This is a genomic window from Arthrobacter rhombi, assembly GCF_039526245.1.
Lineage (GTDB): Bacteria > Actinomycetota > Actinomycetes > Actinomycetales > Micrococcaceae > Arthrobacter_H > Arthrobacter_H rhombi.
This window is the reverse complement of the sequence record NZ_BAAAIV010000001.1, coordinates 172,171-194,630: the sequence shown is the minus strand read 5'-3', so window position 1 is coordinate 194,630 and position 22,460 is coordinate 172,171. Positions and strand designations below refer to the sequence as shown.

The 22,460-nt window shown below is 66.7% G+C and carries 23 protein-coding genes and 1 tRNA gene; 4 read left to right on the top strand and 20 right to left on the bottom strand.

The window, feature by feature from the left end; genetic code table 11:
* Positions 1 to 257 (bottom strand): arsenic resistance protein (locus ABD088_RS00970; protein ID WP_425545999.1); only part of this gene is annotated, 257 nt, incomplete at its 3' end.
* A gap of 97 nt (positions 258 to 354) precedes the next feature.
* Here ABD088_RS00970 and ABD088_RS00965 point away from each other — a divergent pair.
* Complete coding sequence (locus ABD088_RS00965; protein ID WP_343899461.1) at positions 355 to 705, top strand: ArsR/SmtB family transcription factor; 351 nt, start codon at positions 355 to 357, stop codon at positions 703 to 705.
* Positions 706 to 2,001: an MFS transporter gene (locus ABD088_RS00960; protein WP_343899460.1), complete on the top strand. Its 1,296-nt coding sequence runs from the start codon at positions 706 to 708 to the stop codon at positions 1,999 to 2,001.
* A gap of 48 nt (positions 2,002 to 2,049) precedes the next feature.
* Here the strand turns inward: ABD088_RS00960 and ABD088_RS00955 are convergent, their stop codons facing one another.
* The 4 genes from ABD088_RS00955 to ABD088_RS00940 all read right to left on the bottom strand — a co-directional run bounded on the left by ABD088_RS00955 (position 2,050) and on the right by ABD088_RS00940 (position 4,750).
* On the bottom strand, positions 2,050 to 2,250 hold the full coding sequence (locus tag ABD088_RS00955) for a GDCCVxC domain-containing (seleno)protein (protein WP_343899459.1): 201 nt from the start codon (positions 2,248 to 2,250) through the stop codon (positions 2,050 to 2,052).
* Positions 2,251 to 2,484: 234 nt separating this feature from the next.
* On the bottom strand, positions 2,485 to 2,895 hold the full coding sequence (locus ABD088_RS00950; protein ID WP_343899458.1) for a hypothetical protein: 411 nt from the start codon (positions 2,893 to 2,895) through the stop codon (positions 2,485 to 2,487).
* Positions 2,896 to 3,124: 229 nt separating this feature from the next.
* Positions 3,125 to 3,835: a hypothetical protein gene (locus tag ABD088_RS00945; RefSeq protein WP_343899457.1), complete on the bottom strand. Its 711-nt coding sequence runs from the start codon at positions 3,833 to 3,835 to the stop codon at positions 3,125 to 3,127.
* 678 nt (positions 3,836 to 4,513) lie between these two features.
* Positions 4,514 to 4,750: a hypothetical protein gene (locus ABD088_RS00940; protein ID WP_343899455.1), complete on the bottom strand. Its 237-nt coding sequence runs from the start codon at positions 4,748 to 4,750 to the stop codon at positions 4,514 to 4,516.
* A 534-nt stretch (positions 4,751 to 5,284) separates the two neighbouring features.
* Between ABD088_RS00940 and ABD088_RS00935 the strand changes: the two genes are divergently transcribed.
* Positions 5,285 to 5,617 (top strand): hypothetical protein, encoded by a 333-nt coding sequence (locus tag ABD088_RS00935; RefSeq protein ID WP_343899454.1) that lies wholly within the window; start codon positions 5,285 to 5,287, stop codon positions 5,615 to 5,617.
* 63 nt (positions 5,618 to 5,680) lie between these two features.
* On the top strand, positions 5,681 to 6,067 hold the full coding sequence (locus tag ABD088_RS00930) for a hypothetical protein (protein WP_343899453.1): 387 nt from the start codon (positions 5,681 to 5,683) through the stop codon (positions 6,065 to 6,067).
* A gap of 310 nt (positions 6,068 to 6,377) precedes the next feature.
* Here the strand turns inward: ABD088_RS00930 and ABD088_RS00925 are convergent.
* The 15 genes from ABD088_RS00925 to ABD088_RS00855 all read right to left on the bottom strand — a co-directional run bounded on the left by ABD088_RS00925 (position 6,378) and on the right by ABD088_RS00855 (position 22,403).
* Positions 6,378 to 6,451: transfer RNA gene (locus ABD088_RS00925), tRNA-Leu, on the bottom strand.
* A gap of 94 nt (positions 6,452 to 6,545) precedes the next feature.
* The gene (locus tag ABD088_RS00920) at positions 6,546 to 7,970 is read right to left on the bottom strand and encodes an NAD(P)/FAD-dependent oxidoreductase (RefSeq protein ID WP_343899451.1); all 1,425 of its coding nucleotides are present in this window, start codon (positions 7,968 to 7,970) and stop codon (positions 6,546 to 6,548) included.
* A 42-nt stretch (positions 7,971 to 8,012) separates the two neighbouring features.
* Complete coding sequence (locus ABD088_RS00915) at positions 8,013 to 9,497, bottom strand: S8 family serine peptidase (protein WP_343899449.1); 1,485 nt, start codon at positions 9,495 to 9,497, stop codon at positions 8,013 to 8,015.
* A gap of 52 nt (positions 9,498 to 9,549) precedes the next feature.
* Positions 9,550 to 10,503, bottom strand: a complete 954-nt coding sequence (locus tag ABD088_RS00910) for a Ppx/GppA phosphatase family protein (RefSeq protein WP_343899447.1) — start codon at positions 10,501 to 10,503, stop codon at positions 9,550 to 9,552.
* A complete protein-coding gene (locus tag ABD088_RS00905) occupies positions 10,500 to 11,240 on the bottom strand; it encodes a DUF501 domain-containing protein (protein ID WP_343899445.1) in 741 nt (246 codons plus the stop codon). Before ABD088_RS00905 ends, ABD088_RS00910 begins: the two co-directional genes overlap by 4 nt.
* A gap of 23 nt (positions 11,241 to 11,263) precedes the next feature.
* On the bottom strand, positions 11,264 to 12,172 hold the full coding sequence (locus ABD088_RS00900; RefSeq protein ID WP_343899444.1) for a septum formation initiator family protein: 909 nt from the start codon (positions 12,170 to 12,172) through the stop codon (positions 11,264 to 11,266).
* 129 nt (positions 12,173 to 12,301) lie between these two features.
* Positions 12,302 to 13,582 carry a phosphopyruvate hydratase gene (eno, locus tag ABD088_RS00895; protein ID WP_343899442.1) on the bottom strand — a complete coding sequence of 427 codons (1,281 nt, stop codon included), beginning with the start codon at positions 13,580 to 13,582 and terminating at the stop codon, positions 12,302 to 12,304.
* A gap of 76 nt (positions 13,583 to 13,658) precedes the next feature.
* Positions 13,659 to 14,402: a MazG nucleotide pyrophosphohydrolase domain-containing protein gene (locus ABD088_RS00890; protein WP_343899440.1), complete on the bottom strand. Its 744-nt coding sequence runs from the start codon at positions 14,400 to 14,402 to the stop codon at positions 13,659 to 13,661.
* A gap of 7 nt (positions 14,403 to 14,409) precedes the next feature.
* Positions 14,410 to 15,591, bottom strand: coding sequence for an adenosine deaminase (locus ABD088_RS00885; RefSeq protein WP_343899439.1), 1,182 nt, complete (start codon positions 15,589 to 15,591; stop codon positions 14,410 to 14,412).
* A 73-nt stretch (positions 15,592 to 15,664) separates the two neighbouring features.
* The gene (locus tag ABD088_RS00880) at positions 15,665 to 16,321 is read right to left on the bottom strand and encodes a DedA family protein (protein ID WP_343899437.1); all 657 of its coding nucleotides are present in this window, start codon (positions 16,319 to 16,321) and stop codon (positions 15,665 to 15,667) included.
* A 173-nt stretch (positions 16,322 to 16,494) separates the two neighbouring features.
* Positions 16,495 to 17,805: a thymidine phosphorylase gene (locus tag ABD088_RS00875; RefSeq protein WP_343899436.1), complete on the bottom strand. Its 1,311-nt coding sequence runs from the start codon at positions 17,803 to 17,805 to the stop codon at positions 16,495 to 16,497.
* A 41-nt stretch (positions 17,806 to 17,846) separates the two neighbouring features.
* Positions 17,847 to 18,266 carry a cytidine deaminase gene (locus ABD088_RS00870; protein WP_343899435.1) on the bottom strand — a complete coding sequence of 140 codons (420 nt, stop codon included), beginning with the start codon at positions 18,264 to 18,266 and terminating at the stop codon, positions 17,847 to 17,849.
* Positions 18,267 to 18,268: 2 nt separating this feature from the next.
* The gene (locus ABD088_RS00865) at positions 18,269 to 19,579 is read right to left on the bottom strand and encodes an ABC transporter permease (protein ID WP_372711047.1); all 1,311 of its coding nucleotides are present in this window, start codon (positions 19,577 to 19,579) and stop codon (positions 18,269 to 18,271) included.
* Positions 19,576 to 20,826 (bottom strand): ABC transporter permease, encoded by a 1,251-nt coding sequence (locus tag ABD088_RS00860; RefSeq protein WP_343899434.1) that lies wholly within the window; start codon positions 20,824 to 20,826, stop codon positions 19,576 to 19,578. The genes ABD088_RS00865 and ABD088_RS00860 overlap by 4 nt, the downstream gene beginning before the upstream one ends.
* Positions 20,823 to 22,403: an ABC transporter ATP-binding protein gene (locus ABD088_RS00855; RefSeq protein ID WP_343899433.1), complete on the bottom strand. Its 1,581-nt coding sequence runs from the start codon at positions 22,401 to 22,403 to the stop codon at positions 20,823 to 20,825. The genes ABD088_RS00860 and ABD088_RS00855 overlap by 4 nt, the downstream gene beginning before the upstream one ends.
* Between the last annotated feature and the right edge of the window lie 57 nt (positions 22,404 to 22,460).

Here is a 22,460-nt window from a genome sequence, read left to right as displayed (position 1 = left end):
CGGCCGGTTTCGTTGTAGCGGACCTTCGCCAGGACCGGATACATCATCACCAGCAAGCCGATGGCAATCGGCAGGGACACCGAGCCGATCTTCACCGCATCCAAGGCCGAATCCAGCCCGGGGATGAACCTGCCCAGCAGCAGGCCGGCGGCCATCGCCGCGATGATCCAAACAGGCAGGAACCGATCCAGGGTGGAGAGCTTGCCTGCGACGGCGGCCTCCCCCGGGACGGCAGGTGCGGTGGTCTCGGTGTTCACGAGGCTCCTTGAATATCCAATATCGGATTGACGGTTGTCGATGCAAGAAGTATCCACACCTATATCGACAAATGTCAATCCATGGCACAATGGGGCCATGGAAACCCTGCTGGCACCCGAAACACGCACCGGCGCGCCTTGTTGCGAGCCAGCCGGTGGTCCGGCACTCGATGCCATCGAGGCCCAAGCCACGGCGCGCATCCTGAAGGCGCTCTCGGATCCGAACCGCTTGCGGCTGCTTTCCATCGTCAAGTCCGGCGAGGGTGGCGAGGCGTGCGTCTGCGACCTGACCGAACCACTGGACCTGGGCCAGCCCACGGTCTCCCACCACCTGAAGATCCTGGTCGACGCCGGGTTGCTGAACCGCGAGAAGCGCGGCACCTGGTCGTACTACTCCCTGGTTCCCGGGGCGCTGGAAGCCGCTTCGCAAAGCATCCTCGCCCTGTAGGTGGAACCTCCCGCCAAACCCCTGTCCGCCCCTCCGGGCGGCCGGCGGGCAACGCGGGCGCCCGGATTCGGTCCGGGCGGCGGCCCACCTGCGCGGCGGGGCGTCGTCATCGCGGGCCTTGGCCTCGGGCAGATCCTGTCGTGGGGCTCGACGTTCTACCTGCTAGCCCCGCTGGCAGCCCCGATAGCCGCCGACACCGGATGGCCACATCCCTGGGTCGTCGGCGGTGTTTCCGTGGCACTGCTCGTCGCGGCGCTGGGCTCGTCCGCCATCGGTTCCCTGGTTTCGCGCAACCATGGCCGAGAGGTCCTGGCGGCAAGCGCCCTGCTGTTGGCCGGCGGGCTCGCCACCCTCTCCCTGGCACCCAACCAATGGCTCTACCTCGGCGCGTGGGTCATCCTCGGAGCCGGCATGAGCGGCGGCCTCTACAGCGGGGCATTCGCGGTCCTGGGCCATGCCTACGGGGCCACGGCCCGCTCCTCCATCACCGCCCTGACGCTGTTCGGCGGCTTCGCCAGCACCGCCTGCTGGCCATTGACCACCCTGCTGTCCAACGAATTCGGTTGGCGGTGGACCTGCGCGGCATACGCCGCGGCCCATCTGCTGGTCACCTTCCCGCTGTATGTGCTCCTCGCCCCGCACGGCAAAGCCCGCCCCGAACCAGCAGCAGAACCCAACCAGAACCCGCCGGCCAGTGCCCGGCAGCCTGGCCCGCTGTGGCTGCCCGTGGCGCTCATAGCCCTCATCACCACACTCGGCACCTCCGTATCGGCGGTCGTGTCGGTGCACGTCTTCACGCTGCTGGCGCCACTGGGAGCCAGCGGCGCCGTCGCCGTTGGCCTGGCCGCCACCATCGGCCCCTCGCAGGTGGGCGCCCGGCTCGTTGAATTCACCCTCGCCCGGCGACACCATCCGTTGTGGACCATGCTCACGGCGGTCACGGCCATCACAACCGCCCTCGCGCTCCTGGCTCTCGGGCTCGGACCACTACTCCTGCCCATGGTCGTGTATGGGGCGGGGATCGGCCTGAACTCCATCGCCAACGGCACCGTTCCCCTGGCCCTCGTCGGACAGGAACGCTACGCACGGACCATGGGACGGATAGCCCTTCCATCCCTGCTGGCCCAAGCCGCAGCCCCCGTCTGGGGTACCTCGTTGATCAGCGGCTGGGGGGAGAAGCCGACACTCCTGGCCTTGGCTGCGATGGCACTGGCAGCAGCGGTCCTGACGCTCTGGCTCATGCTGCTTCACCGAGGCGGCGGCCGGGGCCGCCCAGAAGGCAGGAGTCCGGCCTAACCCCGGGAGCCGGCCCTTGGGCTACGCCTCCCCCGGCAGTGCGGCTGTCTATTCGGACGGTTCTTGCCTGGACGGGCAGCGGGCCGTGCCATAGGAGCAGAACACACAGCAGTCACCGGCCAGGGGCTGCAGACGCTCGCCGCATTCCGGACAATTCCAGAAGTACTGGCAGGAGTCCACCGACATTTGCGCGGAGGTCTCCCGGCCACACAACGGGCAGGTCACTACTGATGTCAGCTCAATTCCCATGCCTTCATTCTCCGCCACCGGTCGGCCTGAGGTTCACGGATCCGGGTTTGCATGGGGAGGTTGCATCCAATTCGATAATGCCCACTTCCATGCTCACCACGAATCTGCCGCACATGGGTTCATCCTTGTCTGGACAACCCGTCCCGGGCCAGGGACTTCGCCAACCACCCAGTGACACGAGACAGCCCCCGGCAACTAGTCTGCCGAGGGCTGCTCTGAGCTGATGCTGCCGGGTTAGGCGTGAACCTTCCGGCGTGCATGCCCCACCCGCAACAGGCCTGTTCCTATCGTCCAGATGAGTGCAAGCACCTCGGTGATGACCAGGCTCCAAATACCGAAGAAGATCATGATCATCCCCCCGATATCCGCACCACCCGAACCGCCGGAGTAGTCCATGGCCAATCCTGCGAGCAACGCCAGACCCGACAGGGCGACCAAGGCTGAGATCCAGAAATATGCAACCCTGCTGTCCTTGCTGAGCCGGCGCAGGGCCAGCAGCGAAAGCACCATTGAAAGGCCACCCGTTACGGCCAGGATAAGCATGAACTGGCCGAAGCCCATCTCAGGGTTTCCCGGGCGCGCCTGGAACATCCAGGCCCAGAAGGCCAATGCCGCCAACGCAACTGTATGGAGTATGTAGCTCATGGACCTAGCCTACTTCCCGTCCCACCCATTGGTCTTTTTGGAAACCACTGAGTAGTAAAGCGAGGCCATGCTGTAACAGGAAGCGCGAGCCGAGGATGAGCGTGACTCATAGAAAGTGTAGGAGCAGTTCTGCTCCAATCGTCCTCGGAACGTAGTGTCACAGTAGCGACGGTCAGATCGTTTGTGGGCCACGGTGCCACCCCGTTTGATGACGTTGTAGATGCAGATGTCATGACGTGCACAGGGGCCCCTTGAAGTCTGCCCTGAGAGTCACGTACGTCCTGCCTGTGGATTTCACCGCCTGGGCAAACGAGTTAGGCGACCAAGTGCAGTAGTCGTGCAATGACCTGTTTTTCGTTGCCTTGGGATTGTAGATGTAGTTGCTCGGGACAGTGATCTTCGACGGACGGGAAATGGCCGCCATGGTCCCGACTGTCCCCATGCTTGAATCTTCGTTGACCACCATGGCCTCCATTGCATCGGCGGCATCCTCGAGCTGACTCTGGTTATGGTCGGCACCGATGAACGGTGCCACGACGACTTTGCTTTGCTGCGCTGCTTCGGACGGTATCCGCACAATCATTCGGCCCTCTTGGAATGCAACGGATGTTTTCACTCTGACCCCGTTGACATTGACCGCAGAAATTTCAACGGCCGCATCCTGTCCGCCGCATCGAAGGGACTTCGAGCCGTCCTGAATCATGCACGCGTCCGGCAGGTCGAACTGGTAGGTGCCTGTTGTGGACGCATTGTTCGGATCCGCCGTCTGCGGTGCCAACCCGTACAGGGTGTCGGCGCCCGCCCCTACTTCCGCAACCACGTTCGCGGCCGGTTCTGGCGGGGTGGTCGGTGGCTGCGCCTGTGCTAGCGCTGGTTGCACACCGACCATAGTCATGGTTGCAGCGAGGGCGACTATTAGCCGCACTGATCGTGCTTTCATTTTTCCCATTTTTTTGCCTAACAAGATTAGTAAATAATGTCTTCTTCGCAGCTCCGTGTCAAGCATTGACAGAAAATGAAATAGTCGACTCATCGCCGGCTTCAAGTCCCTGACCTCCTCTCGCCGCCCCGCTCCCTGCGGAAACTAAAGAAAGGAGCACGATGACCATCCAAGACGCCCGCGAGAACCTCCACGCCCACGACGGCAAGTTCGCCATCAAATCACCAGCCCAGGAAGCCGCCATCGCCTTGCCCTGCATCGCCGATTCGCCGATGCGTCTGGACCTCCGCGGCGCACGCGACGTGGACCTGCATCTGACCAACTACATGGCTCTACCCCCTTTACGCCGCCAACTTTCCGAAGCTCCCTGGTCCAACCCGTCCAGGTCGACGACTGCGAATGGCAGACCTACATCCGCGACGGCCAAGTGGCGGTCGACAGGCGACTCAGACTGGTCCACGCAGTCTGACTCGACGACGGCGACGGCGCAGAACCAGCTGCCAGCCCGCGTACGGGACGGCCGGGGCTCACCCGTACTGGGGGTTCGAGGCCAACACTCCCCAATTACTCGTAGTGCAGGGAACAGCGGTGAATGTAGACGGCGATCAACACTGCCGTCGACACGAAATGGGCACAGCAGATGCCGGGCCCTCGCTTGTGTTCTTGGACTAGCGGCATTCAGACGGCGGCCGCTCGACGGTTGGAGACGGCGCATGAGCGCACGAACGCATCCAGGGTGCCCTGGGTGTAGCGGACGACCACCCGCCTGCCCGCCAGGTGCACATGCGCCGGGCCAACTCCCAGGTCTTCACGACGCCAGTCCCCCAGGAGCCGGGCGCTGATGCCTAAGCTAAAGGTGGCTTGCTTTTCGGTGAGGAGGGCCGGGACCGCGTCCATGGCTTGGGTCTGTTGCATGTAGACGTATAGCGGGGGACCCCGGTTCTGGTCCACGGCCCAAAACGACGAGCAGGGGACATACAAACGTCCCGGTTGCACGCGGCGACCCCTCGCACTAAGGACCTCATGAACACAAATACCGGGCGGCTCAAGAAAGGTGCCATCCTCATACGCAAGACCGGCCCCTTCCCCGAGGAGGCCGTGTGGATCGGCGAATCCTGGATCCGTAGCGAACCTGCGAAGGGTGACCGAGCCGCCAATTGCCGGGGCGCTGTGTATTACCGACTCGAGGACGGGGGGCAAGACGAAAGAGACCAGCGCCCAAGGGTTCACAGCCATCGACGCCATGGGTGCAGCGATCGACCGCGTTGAATTGAAATTCAACACTCATGCCACCGAGTCGGCGCGAAAGCACCTGCTCGACGCCGGGGGCATCGGACCCACCTCAACCGTCGGTGCCATCTGGTCACATTGGCACGAGCGAGAGGCCGGGGACCGTCCCCCGACGATCGACAACTACCAGGCCAACTTCGATCGCTGGATCGCCCCGTCTTGGGAACGAAGCAGATCAGCATGCTCACACCGGGCACCATCCGCGACCAGCAGCGCATCGCCCTGGAGGGGCGCATCGAACGCATTGTCAGCTCCACGGACAGTCGACTTGCACACCGCGGCGGGCCATCCGCCACGCGCACGTCTGCGGCCGTCATGGCGAACATCGTCGAGCATGCTGAGGCCTACGGCTGCTTCGACAGCCGCGGTACAGTCGTCGACGACCTGGTGATCAAAGAGATCCGTCGGCGCAAAAAAGCCGGCACGGGGCATCAGCCGCGGGCGCTGACCGACGAGGAGGCGCAGGTCTATATGAAGCGCGTCCTGGCCTGAACTTACGCTCCACAGAGGGGCCGGGCCGGCAACCAGCACCTGCCTGTAGTGCTCTCCCTTTCCGTGCCCACAGCCTCACTCGTCTCCGAGACGCTGGGCATCACCCGAGATCAGATCATGGAGGAGTCCGACACTGACCGATTTATCGCCTTCCTGGGCGGGGCCGTAAAGCGTTCAAAGGAGCTAGGCCTCTACTGGGACCCTAAAGCAAAGGACGGAAGCACCAGCGGGATCCCGATGCGTCTGGGAGAAGCCGCCTCCGAAATGCTGCGCGACCACCCGCGCCGCGTCCCCGACGGCGGACAGTTCAATTTCGACTTCCACAGCGAGGTGGGCGGATTGCTGGACCGAGGCAACGTCGCTCGCGCGTCACTTGGCCAATACCGGCAGGGCAAGTCCGCGGGCCAGGGCGAGCGCTGCAACACCCACACCGCCACGAGGTCAAGCTGAGCTGGGTCAGCTTCCATACCACTCGGCGCACCACACTGACGCGCATCTACAAAAACTCCGCCGAGCTCGCCGAACGTGTCGGCCGTCAGGCCAGCAGGACGATTACGATGACATAAATTAACCCCTGCGCCGCCGGTATTGTCGACCTAGATACGCCAGATATCCGTCTGTCGGGCTTCAAACCGGCCCGGTAACTTCACTCGGTTGAATTACGGGCGGGGCCGGGAATCAACCGGGATCCGGGGTTTCCGGGTCGGCGACGCATGGCCACCGACCCGGAACCTTCCCTCTATTTGCAATGGAAAATGAGTACCCCCAGTCGGACTCGAACCGACAACACAGAGATTTTAAGTCTCCTGCCTCTGCCAATTGGGCTATGGGGGCCCGGGGATAAATCCTACAAGAGCGGCAGATACCCCGGACGCAACACGGCGCCGCACCGGCCAGGAACCTGGTCGATACGGCGCCGTGGGGGATGCTACTTGGCTGCGGCTTCCTGCTTCTCGCCGACGCCGTCCGCCGCCGGCTTCTCGGCGGCCTTCGGCTTCGGGGTGGCTGCCTCCACGAACTGGCGACGCGGGGTCTGCAGGTCGGAGATCTGCGTGATGTCGCGCTTGAACAGCAGGCTGGAGAACCAGCCACCGACCACGCGGAACTTGCGCTCGAACGTCGGCATGGCCATGCCGTGGTACCCGCGGTGGGCGGCCCAGGCAGGGAGCCCCTTGAGCTGCAGGCCCATGATCTTGGCCACGCCCTTGCCGGTGCCGAAGCCGGCGACGGCGCCCAGGTTCTTGTGCTCGTACTCGCGCACCTGGCCCACACCGTAGCGGGTGGCGTAGATGTTCGCGGCGAGCAGCTTGGCCTGGCGGACGGCGTGCTGCGCGTTGGGGACACAGGTGCCGTCGGGCAGGCCACCGGTGACGTCGGGCACTGCTGCCACGTCGCCTGCGGCCCAGGCACCCTCGATGGGGCCATCGTCGCCGGTGATGCGCAGGTCGGTGCCGGTGCGCACGCGTCCGCGCGGCTCGATCGGGAAATCGGTGGAGCGGACCATCGGGTTCGCCTGGACGCCTGCGGTCCAGATGAGGGTATCTGCCTCGAACGACTCGCCGGGGGTCTTGTCCACCATGTTGGTCAGTTCCAGCTTGGCGCCGTCGACCTTGCCCAGCGACGTGTTCAGCAGGACCTCGATGCCGCGCGAGCGCATGTGCTCCACGACCCAGACGGCCTGCTCTTCGGTGACCTCGGGCATGATCCGGCCCATGGCCTCGACCATCACGAAGCGGATCTCGTCCTGTTCGACGCGGCTGGTCTTGGCGACTGCGGCGCGGGCCATGTCCTCGATCTCGGTGATCGTCTCGATGCCGGCGAAGCCACCGCCGACGACGACGAAGGTCAGGGCACGACGGCGGGCCGCCGGGTCGCTCATCATGGAGGCGGTCTCGATGCGCTCCAGGACCTTGTTGCGCAGGGTCACCGCTTCCTCGATGGTCTTCAGGCCAATGCCGGCTTCGGCCAGGCCCGGGATCGGGAAGGTCTTGGTGATGGCGCCGGCGGCCATGACGACGTCACGGTATCCGAGCTCGAAGGGCTCGCCCTGGGAGGGGACGATGACTGCCTTGCGGTTGGCGTGGTCCACGGCCGTCACGCGGCCGGTGATCAGTTCCGCGTTGTCCAGGTGGGCGCGGTGCGAGACGATCGCGTGGCGCGGCTCGATCTGGCCGGCGGCCACCTCGGGCAGGAACGGCTGGTAGGTCATGTAGGGCAGCGGGTCGACCACGGTGACGATGCCGCCGTGGGCCTTGACCTTGTTCTGCAGCTTCATCGCGACGTACAAACCGACGTAGCCACCGCCGACGACGAGGATACGTGGGCGATCGGACAGTTCAGGAGTGTTTGCCATGGCTCCATCCTAACGCGGATGACCCTTATGTGAAAGTCTTCACTATCTACTTTCGGGGAGATCGTCAAAGGGGTCGTGGCCGTCCGGCGCTGCGGTCCATTCCCCGCCGGCGATGGTCCCGGTGGAGGCTGCGCGCGCAGCCCGGTTCCGTCGTCGTGCCAGGCCCACCTGCACCGCTCCGGCGGCGATGACGAGCACCAGCAGAGACCCGAATCCGATGACCAGGACGCCGGGCAACACGCCTCCCGGCTCGGCCGGCGCCTGGGCCCGGGGCGCGGCGATGGGCGCCACGGTGGACTTCGCCTCGGGTTTGGTGCGCGGTGCCGTGGTGCTGGGGGCCGCCGGCTGGCCGCGGCGGTGGACGTGGATCCACTCGCTGATGGTGCCCAGCGGGTTCTCCTGCACCGAGGGCACATCCGCCGTCAGCGCCGCCTCGGCGTCGAGGAGCCCGTAGCCGTAGAGGTTGTCGACCCCCGGCTTGCCGGCGTCCCGGGCCGTGACCAGGATGCGCTCGATGACGTCGGCGGCCTTCATGTCCGGGTACTTCGAACGGATCAGGGCGGCCACCCCGGAGACCAGCGGTGCCGCGCCGGAGGTTCCCGACCAGTCGGCATAGCCGCCGTCGGGCAGTCCGCCCACGAGCGGGTCGGCCGGCGCCGCCACGCCGATGCTGATCCCCTGCGTGGAGGAGTCCCAGCTGGCCTTGCCCTTCTTGTCCACCCCGGCCACGGTGAGCACTCCGGGGATGGTCGCGGGGGCCCCGACCTGCTCCATGCCGCCGGCCCGGTTGCCCGCGGCGGCGACGATCACCACATCATGTTCCTCGGCGTACTGGAACGCGTCGTCCCAGCTGGTCGGCCAACTGGGGGTGGTGGAACCGAGCGACATGTTGATCACCTTTGCCCCCTGGTCCACCGCCCATTTGACGGCCTCGGGGACCTGCTCGCTGACCGGGACGCCTCCCGGGTTCTCGGAGCCCAGCCAGAGCGATCCGGAAATCAGTTCGGCCTTCGGGGCGACGCCGATGACCCCGTCCGGACCGGGGCCCGGCTTCGGGATCTTGACGGGTTTCGGCTTTTTCGGCGGATCCTCGTCGTCCTTCTTCGCGTCCTTCACCGCCCGTTTCCAGGCGATGTCCTGCTTTTCCGCCTCCGCCTTGGCCTTGGCGATGGCCTCGGCGTTGTTGCCGTGGCCGGCCAGCAGCGTGCCGACCAGGGTGCCGTGCTCCGGCAGCGCACCGATCGGCGCCGTCCCGTTGGAGTCGCCCGCGCCGGAGAAGTCCTTGCCGCCGACCACCTGTCCACGCAGGTCGGGATGCGATCCGTCGGTGCCGGTGTCGATGACCGCCACCTTGACCCCCTCGCCCTTCGAGGTCTTCCACGCCTGCTTGATCCCGGAGGATTCGAGCCAGTACTCGCTGTCGCGGATGTGGTCGGCCTGCGCGGCGGGCGCGGCGACCAGCAGCGATCCGGCGGCGACCAGGGCAGCCAGGAACGCGGCGGCAGCACGCTGTGGACGGGGCCTCACGGGCGGTTCCTTCCGGGGGTACGACGACGGGGTGCGGCTGGCGCGCAACTCTCTAGTTCCGCGCCAATCCGAGGGCAATGCCATCCAGAATATCGTGCTCGCTGGCCCCGGCGGTGTGCACCCGGTTCCCGGTGGCCTCGGCGACCCGGCGCAGGATCGTCCGGTAGATCAGCGATCCGGCACCAATCACGTCCACCCGGCCGGGGTGCATGTAGGGCAGCTGTTCGCGGCGTGCGCGCGAAAAAGAGAGGAATTCGCTCGCGGCTGCCTCGATGACGCCCAGGGGCAGATCCGTACCGTCGATGGACTCCGGTTCGTAACGGTGCAGATCCAGCACGTGCGCGGTGATGGTGGTGATCGTTCCCGCCACCCCCACGACGCGGTCCACGTCCTGGATCGGGAGGGCGGCGAACACGTCATCGATTTGCCGGTTGGCCTCGGCCTCGGCGGCGGCTACCTGTTCGGCGGTCGGTGGGTCATCGGTGAGGAAGCGTTCGGTGTAGCGAACGCAGCCCATGTCGATGCTGATGGCACCGCGGACTCCGTCGGAGTTGCCGACGACGAATTCGGTGGACCCGCCACCCAGGTCGATGACCAGGATGTCCTCGCCGTCCGCGGGCGGGCGCACCGAGACGGCCCCGGCGAAGCTCAGCTGGGCTTCCTCGGATCCCTCGATGACTTCGGGTTCCACGCCGAGGCGGTGGCGGACGCCGTCGATGAATTCCGCGCGGTTTCCGGCATCGCGGGTCGCCGACGTGGCGACAAATCGGACGTGCTGGGCGCCATGGGCGCCGATCAGTGCCGCGTACTCGTCGACCGCAGCGAGGGTGCGCTCCAGCGCCTCCGGGGCGAAGTTGCCGGTGGCATCCACGCCCTGGCCCAGGCGCACGATGCGCATTTCGCGGACGATGTCGACCAGACGCGCGTTGCCGTCGTCGTCCTCGATGACATCGGCGATCAGCAGGCGGATGGAGTTGGTCCCGCAGTCGATGCCCGCGACCCTCATGCCTGGCCTCCTGTGGTGTTCGTGGTGGTGTCCCCCGTGGTGGCCTCGCCGGTTTCCTGCTGTTCGCGGGCCTGCCGGGCGGTGGCGCGGCGGGCCTTCTTGGCAGCCGGGTCCTCCGCCTGGGTCTTCACGTGGCGGCTGCGGTCGCGGTCGGGCACGGGGGCCTCGGTATCCCAGGCTCCGCCGCACTGGCAGCGGTCCGCGGTCCACCACTCGGCGATGCCGGCGATGGCCTCGTCCCCCAGCGGGTTGACCCCGGGGCCGGCGGCCAGTGAATGACCGACCAGCACGTGCAGGCATTTGACCCGGGAGGGCATGCCGCCGGCGGAGACGCCGTCGATTTCCGGTACCGGGCCCACTCCGGTCCGGGTGCCAATGGCCTGGCGTGCTGCCAGGTAGTCCCGGTGGGCACCGGTGTAGGCCTCGGCCAGGTCGGTGTCGTGGCCGAGCCGTTCGGTCATCTCCGCCATGGTGCCGGCGGCTTCGAGCCGGGACACCGCCGCGGTGATGACCGGATGCGTGAGGTAGAACGTGGTCGGGAACGGGATCCCCGAGGCCAGGCGCGGTGCCGTGGTGGCCACCAACGGGTTGCCGCAGACGCAGCGCGCGCCGATCTCCACCACATCGCGGGCCGGACGGCCGAGCTGGCGACTCAGCGTGTCCAGGTCGGCGGCGGTGGGGACCCGCTGTGCGGCGTCCAGCGCCTCATGGCGCGGCGTGGTGGCGGGGTGCTCCACGGGTACTCCTTCGAAAAGACGGATCAGTCGGTGGCCGAGCGGACAACGGTATCCCAGAGCGAGTCCACCCAGGGCAGATCGGTGCGGACATCGCCCACGCTCTGGGGACCGACGGCACTGTCATCGCCGGTCGCACCGACCACCATGTACTTCTTCTCCCCCGGCATGACGAGGTTGATGCGGTTGCGTGCCTGCGCCTTGACGTAGGCCGGGTCGTCCCAGCGGCTGATCTGCGTCTTGAGATCGTCCTGTTGCTGCTGCTTCTCCGCAATGGAGGACTGCAGTTGGGCGATCTCGCTGCGCTGGCTCATGTAGGTTCCGACGCTGGGCAGCAGCAGCACGGTGACCACCACCAGGATGACGGCCAACGCGAGCATGCGTCCGGAGAATGCCCGCGCGGGGACCGGTGCTGCATTGCCGGCCGGCTGCTGGTGCGCTGCGGGCTGCCCGGGGCCAGAGCCACCACCGGAGCGGATGGCCCCGGAGAGCTCGGCCCGCTCACGCAGCCGCTTCTCGTGCGGGGTGCTGGGGCGCTCGCCGGGACGTTTGACGGCCGGGCGGGTGGCCGGACGGGCGCCAGCCGGCTTTTCTGCTGCGTTTGCGGTGGAACGCGATGACGTGGAGGCCGGCTTCGCAGAGCTGCTCTTTGGGGAGTTGCTCTTCGCGGAGCTGGTTTTCGCGGTGCCGGTCGTGGACGTGCCGGTCTTCCGGGGCACCGGACGGGCGCGCGGGGCCGCGGCAGCCTCGTCGTCGTACCCGGGAGCCGCACCGAGCGGGACCACCTTGTTGCGGTTCACCGCTGCGGGGGCCGAGCCGCCGGTTCCGCGGCCGGACTCCCCGGCGTAGCCGGTGCCGCGCCCTGCGGGGTCCTCCGAGGCGGGGCCGCTGCCCGTGGGGCGCACGCGCGGCATGTTGGGGCGTCGGGTGGCCATGAAGCTCCTGCCGGTCTGCTCGGATGGACGGATGGGTCGGGCCGGGACCCGCGAGGGGGCGTAACGGCCCGAGGGGAACCTCCGGTGACCGGCGGTTCCCCTCAAGACCTTACGCGGTGCGGTGCGGCGTTACGCGGTGAAACGCGGGAAGGTCGACTTTCCGGCGTAGACCGCGGCGTCGCCGAGCTCCTCTTCGATGCGCAGCAGCTGGTTGTACTTCGCCACCCGCTCCGAACGTGCCGGGGCGCCGGTCTTGATCTGGCCGGCGTTGGTGGCCACGGCGATGTCGGCGATCGTGGTGTCCTCGGTTTCGCCGGAGCGGTGCGAGGTGATCGTGGTGTAGCCGTTGCGCTGGGCCAGCGAGACGGCGTCAAGGGTCTCGGTCAACGAACCGATCTGGTTGACCTTGACCAGCAGCGAGTTCGCGGTACCGGCGTCGATGCCGCGCTGCAGGCGCTCGGGGTTGGTGACGAACAGGTCATCGCCCACGAGCTGGACCTTGTCGCCGATGGCGTCGGTCAGCGTCTTCCAGCCGTCCCAGTCGTCCTCGTCCAGCGGGTCCTCGATGGACACCAGCGGGAAGTCGGCGACGAGGCCTGCGTAGTAGTCGCTCATCTGGGCCGCGGTGCGCTGCTCGCCCTCGAACTGGTAGGTCCCGTTCTCGAAGAACTCGGAGGAGGCCACGTCCAGGGCCAGCGCGACGTCGGCTCCCGGGGTGTAGCCGGCCTTCTTGATGGCCTCGGTGATCAGTTCCAACGCGGCACGGTTGCTGGGCAGGTTCGGGGCGAAGCCGCCCTCGTCGCCCAGGCCGGTTGACAGGCCCTGCTCCTTGAGCACCGACTTCAGCGAGTGGTAGACCTCCACGCCCATGCGCAGGCCCTCGGAGAACGTGGACGCGCCGACGGGCACGACCATGAACTCCTGGATGTCCACGTCGGAGTCGGCGTGCGAGCCGCCGTTGAGGATGTTCATCAGCGGCACCGGCAGCACGTGGGCGTTCGGTCCGCCCAGGTAGCGGTACAGCGGCAGGTTGGAGGACTCTGCCGCTGCGGAGGCGACGGCCAGGGAGACGCCGAGGATGGCGTTGGCGCCCAGGGTGGCCTTGTTCGGGGTGCCGTCGAGGTCGCCCATGATCTGGTCGATGGCCCGCTGGTCGGTGGCGTCCTGGCCGATCAGGGACGGCTGGATCGTGTCGATGACCGCGTCGATGGCCTTGGTGACGCCCTTGCCCAGGTAGCGGGAGGAGTCGCCGTCGCGCAGTTCGACGGCCTCGAAGGCGCCGGTGGAGGCGCCGGAGGGCACGGCTGCCCGGCCGAGCGAGCCGTCGGAGAGCAGGACTTCGACTTCAACGGTGGGGTTACCGCGCGAGTCGAGGATTTCGCGGGCGTGGATGGCGTCGATCAGGGCCATGGAAGGTACTCCTTCGTCGGTGGGTGGGGGCCGTACACGTCAGTGGATACGCGGGCACGTTGCCTCGCGACCCAGCCTAGCGCGTGACGGGGGCCTGCGGGGAAGTTGGTGGCGCGCTCGTCATGTACTGCACGACGGCGGTGCGCAGTGAGCGCTCGGCGTCGAGTCCGCGCTCATGGGCCGCAGCGACGATCCCGAAGAGCAGCTGCCCGAGTTCGTCCTCGGTGGCGGGAGCGGGGACCGCCGCGGGAACCGGGGCCGGGACGGACGGCGCCGCTGCGGCGGCAGGGGTGCCGTCGTGTTGGCCTGCGGTCCAGCGTGCTGCCCGTTCGAGCGCCTTGTCGGCCAGGGCGAGGGCCGGCAGGTGGCGGGGCAGCGAGGAAAACGGGTCGGTGCGGCCGGGGTTTTCTTGGCGTTTAGCGGCGTCCCAGGACGCAATGATCTCCTCGACGGACTCGGGGAATTCACCGCGGAGGCTGCCGTCGGGGTGGAAGATGTGGGTGTTGCGCCGGATCATCTTCTCGCTGAGGTGCGCGGCGACGTCGGTGAAATCGAAGGCGCCCCGCTCGGAGGCGATCTGGGCGTGGAGGACCAGCTGGTAGAGCACGTCGGCCAGTTCGCCGCGGAGTTCGTCGTCGTCCTGCCCCGTCTCGATGGCCTCGAGCAGTTCATAGGACTCCTCGACCAGGTACTCCACCAGCGAGGCGTGGGTCAACGCCGCCGTCCACCGGCAGTGCCTCCGGAGGTCCGCAATCAGGCCCATGAGGCGTTGCGGTTCCCCCGGAGTGCCGGTGGACGGTGTGTCGCGGCGTGGGTCCATGGGTGGATCAGGCCTCGTCGTCGTCCGCGTCCTCGTCGTCCTCGGCCAGGCCCTCGTACGCTGCGTTGATGTACTCCACCAGCGCCTCGCGCTCCTCGAGGGGCAGGAACGCTGCCTCGGCGGCATTGAGCGTGAGTTCGAGCAGGTCATCGAGGTCGTAGTCGAAGGCCTCGACCAGCAGCTCGAATTCGTCCGAGAGGCTCGTGCCGCTCATCAGCCGGTTGTCGGGGCTGATGGTGACGGTGAAGCCCGTCTGGTACAGCAGGTCGATCGGGTGGGATTCGATGCCCTCGCCGAAGGCAGCAGTGGCCCCGGTCTGCAGGTTCGATGACGGACAGATCTCCAGGGCGATGCCCCGGTCGCGGACCCAGTTGGCCACCGGACCGAGGGTCACCAAGCCGGTGTCCTCCCCGACGTCGGAACCGTCGTCGTCGGTTCCACCGAACTCGACCTCGATGTCCTCGGCGATGCGCACGCCGTGGCCGAGCCGCTGGGCGTGGCCGGTGAGCAGCGCGTCGGCGATGGATTCGACCCCGGCTGCCTCGCCCGCGTGGACGGTGGCGGGGAAGAAGTTCTCGGCCAGCAGGTCGAAGGCCTCGGACATGCGGGAGGCCGGGAACCCGTCCTCGGCGCCGGCGATGTCGAAGCCGACGGCTCCACGGTCGCGGTGGCGCAGGGCGAGCTCGGCGATCTCCACGCCGCGGTCGGCGTGGCGCATGGCGGTGATCAGCTGGCCGACCTGGATGGGCCGGCCGCTGGCCTCCACGGCGTCGACGCCGGCGTCCAGGCCTTCCTGGACGGCCTCGACGGCCTCGTCCAGGGTGAGCCCACCGGCGAGGTGCTGTTCGGGTGCCCAGCGGACTTCGCCGTAGACCACGCCGTCGTCGGCGAGGTCCTCCACGAATTCGCGGGCCACCCGGGCCAGGTTCTCGCGGGTCTGCATGACGGCGATGGTGTGGTCGAAGGTCTCGAGGTAGCGCGGCAGCGAACCGGAGTCGGCCGATTCGCGGAACCACTCCCCCAGCGCCACGGGGTCGGTGGCCGGCAGTTCATGCCCGGCAGCGGCGGCAAGTTCGATGATGGTGGCGGGGCGGAGCCCGCCGTCAAGATGGTCGTGCAGCGATACCTTGGGCAGGCTGCGGAAGTCGAAGTCGGGGTCATATGCGGTGTGGATCAGCTCTTCAGTCACGTACCCCAGCGTACTGGGCGCCCGCGCGCAGCGGAACCACGTCGGGTTGCCGTCGAAAAGGACGGCCACCGCATCAGGATTGGCTGTCGGCGGGGACGGGGACCAGATCGGGTTCGATGGCCGGTTCGTCCCGGCCCAGCCGGCGCAGCACCGCGTTGACGACCCGGTCGACGATGAAGCCCAGGACCAGGGCGATGCCGATGGACAGGCCGATGCCCAGCAGCGGGTTGTCGCTCATCCAATGGCCGCCGACCGCGCCGATCGTGGCCGAGTAGGCGCCCCAGGTCAGGCAGCCCATGACGTCCAGCAGGGTGAAGCGGCGCAGGGAGAAGTTCGTGGCCCCTGCGGTGAAGTTGACCGCGACACGGCCCACGGGAATGTAGCGGGCCGTGAAGATCAGCAGGGCGCCGCGCCGCTCCAGCTCGCGCCGGGCGAACGCAAAGGACTTCCGTGCCCGGGCCCCACGCATCCACCGGAACCGTTCCATGCCGATCCGCCGGCCGAACCGGTAGGCGATCTGGTCGCCCAGGACCGCCCCGGCGGCACCGACCAGCCCGAGCAGGAAGATGTTCGGGATACCGGAGGCCACCGCCACGCTGGCCAGGGCCACGATCAAGGTCTCGCTGGGCAGCAGCGGGATCAACCCGTCGATGGTGCAGAACAGGAAGAGAACGGGCAGGATCCACCACGCGGTGGACGCGTGGAGGAGGGCCTCGTTGATGATCTCCATGGGGAAGGTTCCTCAGCTGGAATGACACCGCGCCGGGTCTGGCCGACGTGGTTCCGCCCGGTGACAACGGGACGATGGTTCCATTCTCGCCCCTCGGGAGCCGGTTTGCCGTCCCACCCAGGGATGATTCCGGGGCAACTCGGGGTCATCCCTGAGCGCACCCCCCACCACGGCTATTCGGCGATGCGGTCCAGGATCAGCCGTTGGGCGCTGCGGCTGCCTTCCGCGGCGATCGTCGTGGCCCCTTCCAGGGCATCCAACGCCCGGCCGAAACGGTCGGGGGTGTCGGTCAGCAGGGTCATCAGTGGCTGCCCACGGCGCACGGCATCGCCGGGTTTGGCATGCATCCGCACCCCGGCTCCGGCCTGGACCTGGTCCTCGCGCCGGGCGCGGCCGGCTCCGAGCCGCCAGGCGGCGACGCCCACGCTGAGCGCATCGAGTTCGGTGAGGACCCCGTCGGCCTGCGCATAGACGGTTTCGGATTCGCGGGCCACGGGAAGCGCCGCCCGCGGGTCGCCGCCCTGGGCCGAGATCATCCGGTTCCAGACGTCCATGGCCCGCCCATCGGCCAGTGCCGCAGCCGGGTCGGCGTCATGGATGCCGGCACCTGCCAACATCTCCTGGGCCAGCTTGACCGTCAGTTCCACGACGTCGGCGGGGCCACCTCCGGCGAGGACCTCCACCGATTCCTCGACCTCGATGGCGTTGCCGGCGGTCAACCCCAGGGGTGTCTGCATGTTGGTCAGCAGCGCGACGGTCTTGACCCCGGCGTCGGTGCCGAGGCCGACCATGGTGCGGGCGAGTTCACGGGCGTTGGCCTCGTCCTTCATGAAGGCACCGGAGCCGACCTTCACGTCCAGGACCAGCGCGCCGGTGCCTTCGGCGATCTTCTTGGACATGATCGACGAGGCGATCAACGGGATGGCCTCCACGGTCCCGGTGACATCGCGCAGCGCGTAGAGCTTCTTGTCTGCCGGGGCCAGTCCGGAACCGGCGGCACAGATGACCGCACCGCAGTCGGCCAGCTGCTCCATCATGGCGGCGTTGGACAGCGATGCCTGCCAGCCGCGGATGGCCTCGAGCTTGTCCAGCGTTCCGCCCGTATGTCCCAGGCCGCGGCCGGACAGCTGCGGAACGGCCACCCCGAACACGGCGACCAGCGGCGCCAACGGAAGGGTGATCTTGTCCCCCACTCCCCCGGTCGAGTGCTTGTCGGCCGTCGGCTTCACCGCACCCTGGGCGGTGCGGAGCCCGGAGAAGTCCATGCGTTCGCCCGAGTTGATCATCGCCGTCGTCCAGCGGGAGATCTCCGCCCGGTCCATCCCGTTGAGCAGGATCGCCATGTTCAACGCGGCCATCTGCTCCTCGGCGATGACCCCGCGGGTATAGGCGTCGATGGTCCAGTCGATCTGCTCGGGCGTGAGCGTTCCGCGGTCGCGCTTGATGCGGATGATGTCGACGGCGTCGAAGTTCTCGGTGCTCATGCTGTGCCTTTCATCGAGGGTGGCGGTGCAGGCGTGAAGCGCTAGCGGAGCAGGTTGTCCGGACCGAACGCGTCCGGCAGGACCTGCTCCATGGTCTTGACCCCGCTGACGGTCATCAGTTCCAGGTCGGGGCTGCGGTGTTCGTGCAGCAGCTGCCGGCAGCGCCCGCACGGCATGAGGATGTTCCCGCTGCCATCCACGCAGTAGAACGCCCGCAGCCGTCCACCACCGCCCATGTGCAGCTCACCGATGAGCGTGCATTCAGCGCAAAGAACCACGCCGTAGGCGGCGTTCTCCACGTTGCAGCCGCTGACCAGTCGCCCGTCCTCGGTCAGGGCCGCTGCCCCCACCGGGTACTTGGAGTACGGGGCGTAGGCGTGGGACATCGCCTCGGTGGCCGCGGTGCGCAGCCGTTCCCAGTCGGTGTCGGCGAGGGGGTCGGAGCCGATCAGATGCGTCACGGTCAGTCCTTCACATAGGGGGTGCCGCTGGCCGCAGGAGCCCGCGATTTTCCGACCAGGCCCGCCACGGCAAAAATGGTGATGATGTAGGGCAACATCGCCATGAACTGGCTGGGAACAGCGGTGCCCGCCTGGGCCAGAACGTACTGCAGGTTGGTGGCAAAGCCGAACAGCAAGGATGCGAAGAAGGCGCCGATCGGATTCCACCGGCCGAAGATCAGGGCAGCCAGGGCAATGAACCCAGTCCCCGCTGTCATGTCCCGGGAGAACTGGGAGACGGAAACCAGCGTGTAGAAACTGCCGCCCAATCCTGCCACGGCTCCGCCCAGCAGCACGTTGATCACCCGCGTCCGGTTGACGTTGATGCCCACCGTGTCTGCCGCCTTGGGGTGCTCACCGACGGCGCGGATGCGCAGTCCCCACCGTGTCTTGTAGAGACCGACCCACAGCACGGCGACGACGACGAACATGATGTAGCCCAGGACCGTCTGGTTGAACAGCAGCGGCCCGAGTACGGGGATCTTGGACAGCAGCGGGATGGCGATCGCCTCCATCCGCGGAGGCGAGTTCAGCAGTTCGCTGTTGTTGGAGAGCACGGTGCCGAAGAAGAAACCGGTCAGGCCAGACACCAGGACGTTGAGCACGACCCCGACGATGATCTGGTTCACCAGGTACTTGACCGAGAACAGTGCCAACAGGGAGGAGACGACCACACCGCCAATGGCTGCGCTGATCATCGCCACGACCACGCTCCCGGAGAGGGAACCACCGATCGCTGCGGCGAACGCACCCAGCAGCAGTTGCCCCTCGATGGCGATGTTCACGACGCCGGAGCGTTCGCACAAGACGCCGGACATCGACCCAAAGACCATCGGCAGGGCCAATGCCAGCGAACCGCTGAGCAAGGTGATGAGCGAGATGCTGGGGTTGTTGGCTGCGCCGACGACCCAGATCAGGAAGCCGGCGAGGAACACTGCGGAGAAGAGCAGCGGCAACCACGCGGGGTTTTCGCGCAAGGCCCTGAGGTTGAGGACTGCCCACACGGCCAAGGCCGTCAGGACGACGGCGATCACCCATCCTGCGGCGCGGGCCGGGATGATCAACGCTGCCAGCTGGAACGCATCGGCACCGGTGGCCACCCTGAACGTCGCGGTCTCCGAAGGAGCCAGGAACGCGAAGAAGATGATGGCGACCAGTGCGCCACCCAGGTAACCGAGGACCGGTTTGATGCTCTTGCGCACGACGACGGGTTCGGCCGAGGCTTCCGGGCGATCCACCGTGGCGGTGGAGGATGAGGACGATTCGTTGTTCACAGGGAGCTCCCGGCTGTCAGTGAACTGCTCGGCGGCTGGTTCTCGGGTGTTGGGGGGTTCTCAACTGCCGCCTCGGTCCGCTTGCGCCGGGCGTTGAGACCGAAGACCGTCCGCACGAGCGGCGGTGCGGCGATGAACAGGACGATGAGCGACTGGACGACGAGGACGATGTCGATCGGCGTTCCGGTCTGGGACTGCATGGCGACGCCGCCGGCGCGGAAGGCCCCGAACAACAGGGCTGCGCCGAAGACGCCGAGCGGGTTGGACCGGCCCAGCAAGGCCACGGTGATGGCGTCAAATCCGATGCTTGCGGCAATCCCATTCGTGACGAAGTATTCGGTGCCGTTGACCTGCGAGGCTCCGGCAAGTCCGGCCAGGGCGCCGGCGGCGACCATGGCGATCACCGTGGCGCGAGTGGTGTTGATGCCCGCAGTCCGGGCGGCTGCGGGGTTGGCGCCCACGGCCTTCAACTCGAAGCCAATGGTGGAGCGTTCGAGCAGCCACCAGACGCCCCAGGTAGCCAGGATCCCGATCAGGAATCCGAGGTGGACCCGGTAGTCGGATCCGAAAATCAGCGGGAACTTCGCCGAGTCGTGCACGATCGGGCTGACCGGGTTGCTGGAGCCGGGCCGCTGCATCAGCGGCGTGGAGAGGATGTAGGCCAGCAGGTATACGGCCACATAGTTGAGCATGATCGTCAGGATGACCTCATGGGCTCCGGTTTTGGCCTTGATCCAACCCACCAGGCCGCCCCAGAAGGCCCCGCCGATCATGGAGGCCAGGACGACCAGGAGGATATGCAGCGGCCAGGGCAGGTCCCAGGCGAAGCCGACGTAGGCAGCCAGCCCGGCACCGATGATGATCTGACCCTGCGCGCCGATGTTGAACAGTCCGGCACGGAAGGCCAGGGCCACGCCCAACGAGGCGGTGATCAACGGAGCAGCCATGGTGAAGGTTTCCGTCAGGGGGCGGAACATCTCGCCGAACCCGGTGGCCTGGTAGTTGAAGATGGCACCGCGGAACATCGCGGCATAGGCGCCCCCAGCGGCGTTCCATGCGGCGGCCAGCATGTCTCCAGGCCGGCTGAAGAAGTATCCGGCTGCGGCACCGGTTTCCTCATCGGTCACGGCGATCAGGACGCCGCCCACCACCAGTGACAAGACCACCGCGAGGAAGGAGACGACGGCGTTGGATTGCCTCATGCGTTGAAGCAGTGAGGGCTTTCCACCCGATGGTTCCTTGCTCATACCTTGCCTCCCGGCAGAATCTGTCCGTCATCCGTGGTTTTCATATCTGGCGAAGATGCGGCGTTCGCCATGGCCTCCTCGGCGCTTTCCCCGGCCATCATCAGCCCCAGGACGTCGCGGCTGGTGTTGCCGGGGACGATTCCCATGAGCCGGCCGTGGAAGAGCACTGCAATGCGATCACCCAGTTCCATGACCTCGTCGAGTTCCGTCGAGACAATGACCACCGGTATGTCCTTGTCCCGTTCTGCAAGGATCCTCCGGTGCAGGAATTCGATGGAGCCGACGTCAACACCGCGCGTCGGCTGCGAGGCGATGAACAATTGCAAGTCCCGGGAGAGCTCCCGCGCCAGCACCACCTTTTGCTGGTTACCTCCGGAGAGGGTGGACGCAGCATCTTGCGCCGACTGGGCGCGGATGTCGTACTCCTTGACCTTTTGCACCGCGTTTTCTGCGATGGCCGCAGGCTTGAGCGCCAGCCCGGAGGCAATGGGCGCCCGGTCATAGCGGTTCAAGACGAGGTTGTCGGCAATGGAAAACTGACTGATGAGGCCGTCGGTGCTGCGGTCTTCGGGGACGAAACCGACTCCCGAGTTGATGATGTCCTTCACCGGCAAACCGAGCAGTTCCTCCGTACCGAGGCGGATACTCCCGGTGGCGTCCGGGTGTAGCCCCATGATGGCCTCGACCAGCTCGGTCTGGCCATTACCCTGGACACCCGCCACGGCAAGGATCTCGCCACCGCGCACGTCAAAGCTCACACGGTTCAGCGCCAGCACGCCGTTTTCTGCGGGAACGCTGAGATCCCGGATGCTCAAGGCGGTGTGGCTGCCGTCCGAGTGCTTCCGTCCCAGGCTCAGGTCGACGGCACGGCCCACCATCAGGGACGCCAGCTCCATCACTCCTGCCGTGGGGTCAGCGGTGCCGACCACTTTGCCTCGACGGATGACGGTGATCTTGTCGGAGACTGCCTTGACCTCCCGCAGCTTGTGGGAAATGAAGATGATGGAGGTCCCGTTGGCCTTGAGCTGACCGATGATGTCGATGAGTTCATCGGTTTCCTGCGGGGTCAGCACGGCGGTCGGCTCATCCAGGATCAGCAGGTCGGCCTTGCGCACGAGTGCCTTGATGATTTCCACGCGCTGCTGCACGCCTACCGGCAGGTCTTCGACGAGCGCATCAGGGTCCACGTCGAACCCGTAGCGGTCGGAAATGTCCCGGATCGCCCTGCGGGTGGTTTCCAGATCGAGGATCCCCGCGGCCTTCGTCGACTCATCGCCGAGGGCAACGTTTTCCGCGACGGTGAAGACCGGGACGAGCATGAAGTGCTGGTGAACCATGCCGATGCCGGCAGCCATGGCGTCACCTGGACCCTTGAATCTCACGGGCTTGCCATCGACCAGGATCTTCCCGGCAGTGGGCTCATAGAGGCCAAACAGGACGTTCATCAAGGTGGACTTGCCGGCCCCGTTTTCGCCGAGCAGGCAATGCACCTGCCCGGGCTCCACCACGAGGTCGATGCTGTCGTTGGCCACGAAGCCACCGAAGGCCTTGGTGATCCCTTGCAATTCCAATTTCATGCGTCATTCCGCCCTGGATATGGGGTGTCTTCCGGCTTCTTGCCCATCATGTCACCA

Excerpts from the sequence above, each read along its gene's own strand:
- ABD088_RS00965 (WP_343899461.1), top strand. The coding sequence starts at position 355 with ATGGAAACCCTGCTGGCACCCGAAACACGCACCGGCGCGCCTTGTTGC.
- ABD088_RS00955 (WP_343899459.1), bottom strand. The coding sequence starts at position 2,250 with ATGGGAATTGAGCTGACATCAGTAGTGACCTGCCCGTTGTGTGGCCGG.
- ABD088_RS00950 (WP_343899458.1), bottom strand. The coding sequence starts at position 2,895 with ATGAGCTACATACTCCATACAGTTGCGTTGGCGGCATTGGCCTTCTGG.
- ABD088_RS00945 (WP_343899457.1), bottom strand. The coding sequence starts at position 3,835 with ATGAAAGCACGATCAGTGCGGCTAATAGTCGCCCTCGCTGCAACCATG.
- ABD088_RS00940 (WP_343899455.1), bottom strand. The coding sequence starts at position 4,750 with ATGCAACAGACCCAAGCCATGGACGCGGTCCCGGCCCTCCTCACCGAA.
- ABD088_RS00920 (WP_343899451.1), bottom strand. The coding sequence starts at position 7,970 with ATGGCAAACACTCCTGAACTGTCCGATCGCCCACGTATCCTCGTCGTC.
- ABD088_RS00910 (WP_343899447.1), bottom strand. The coding sequence starts at position 10,503 with ATGAGGGTCGCGGGCATCGACTGCGGGACCAACTCCATCCGCCTGCTG.
- ABD088_RS00900 (WP_343899444.1), bottom strand. The coding sequence starts at position 12,172 with ATGGCCACCCGACGCCCCAACATGCCGCGCGTGCGCCCCACGGGCAGC.
- eno (WP_343899442.1), bottom strand. The coding sequence starts at position 13,582 with ATGGCCCTGATCGACGCCATCCACGCCCGCGAAATCCTCGACTCGCGC.
- ABD088_RS00890 (WP_343899440.1), bottom strand. The coding sequence starts at position 14,402 with ATGGACCCACGCCGCGACACACCGTCCACCGGCACTCCGGGGGAACCG.
- ABD088_RS00880 (WP_343899437.1), bottom strand. The coding sequence starts at position 16,321 with ATGGAGATCATCAACGAGGCCCTCCTCCACGCGTCCACCGCGTGGTGG.
- ABD088_RS00875 (WP_343899436.1), bottom strand. The coding sequence starts at position 17,805 with ATGAGCACCGAGAACTTCGACGCCGTCGACATCATCCGCATCAAGCGC.
- ABD088_RS00860 (WP_343899434.1), bottom strand. The coding sequence starts at position 20,826 with ATGAGCAAGGAACCATCGGGTGGAAAGCCCTCACTGCTTCAACGCATG.
- ABD088_RS00855 (WP_343899433.1), bottom strand. The coding sequence starts at position 22,403 with ATGAAATTGGAATTGCAAGGGATCACCAAGGCCTTCGGTGGCTTCGTG.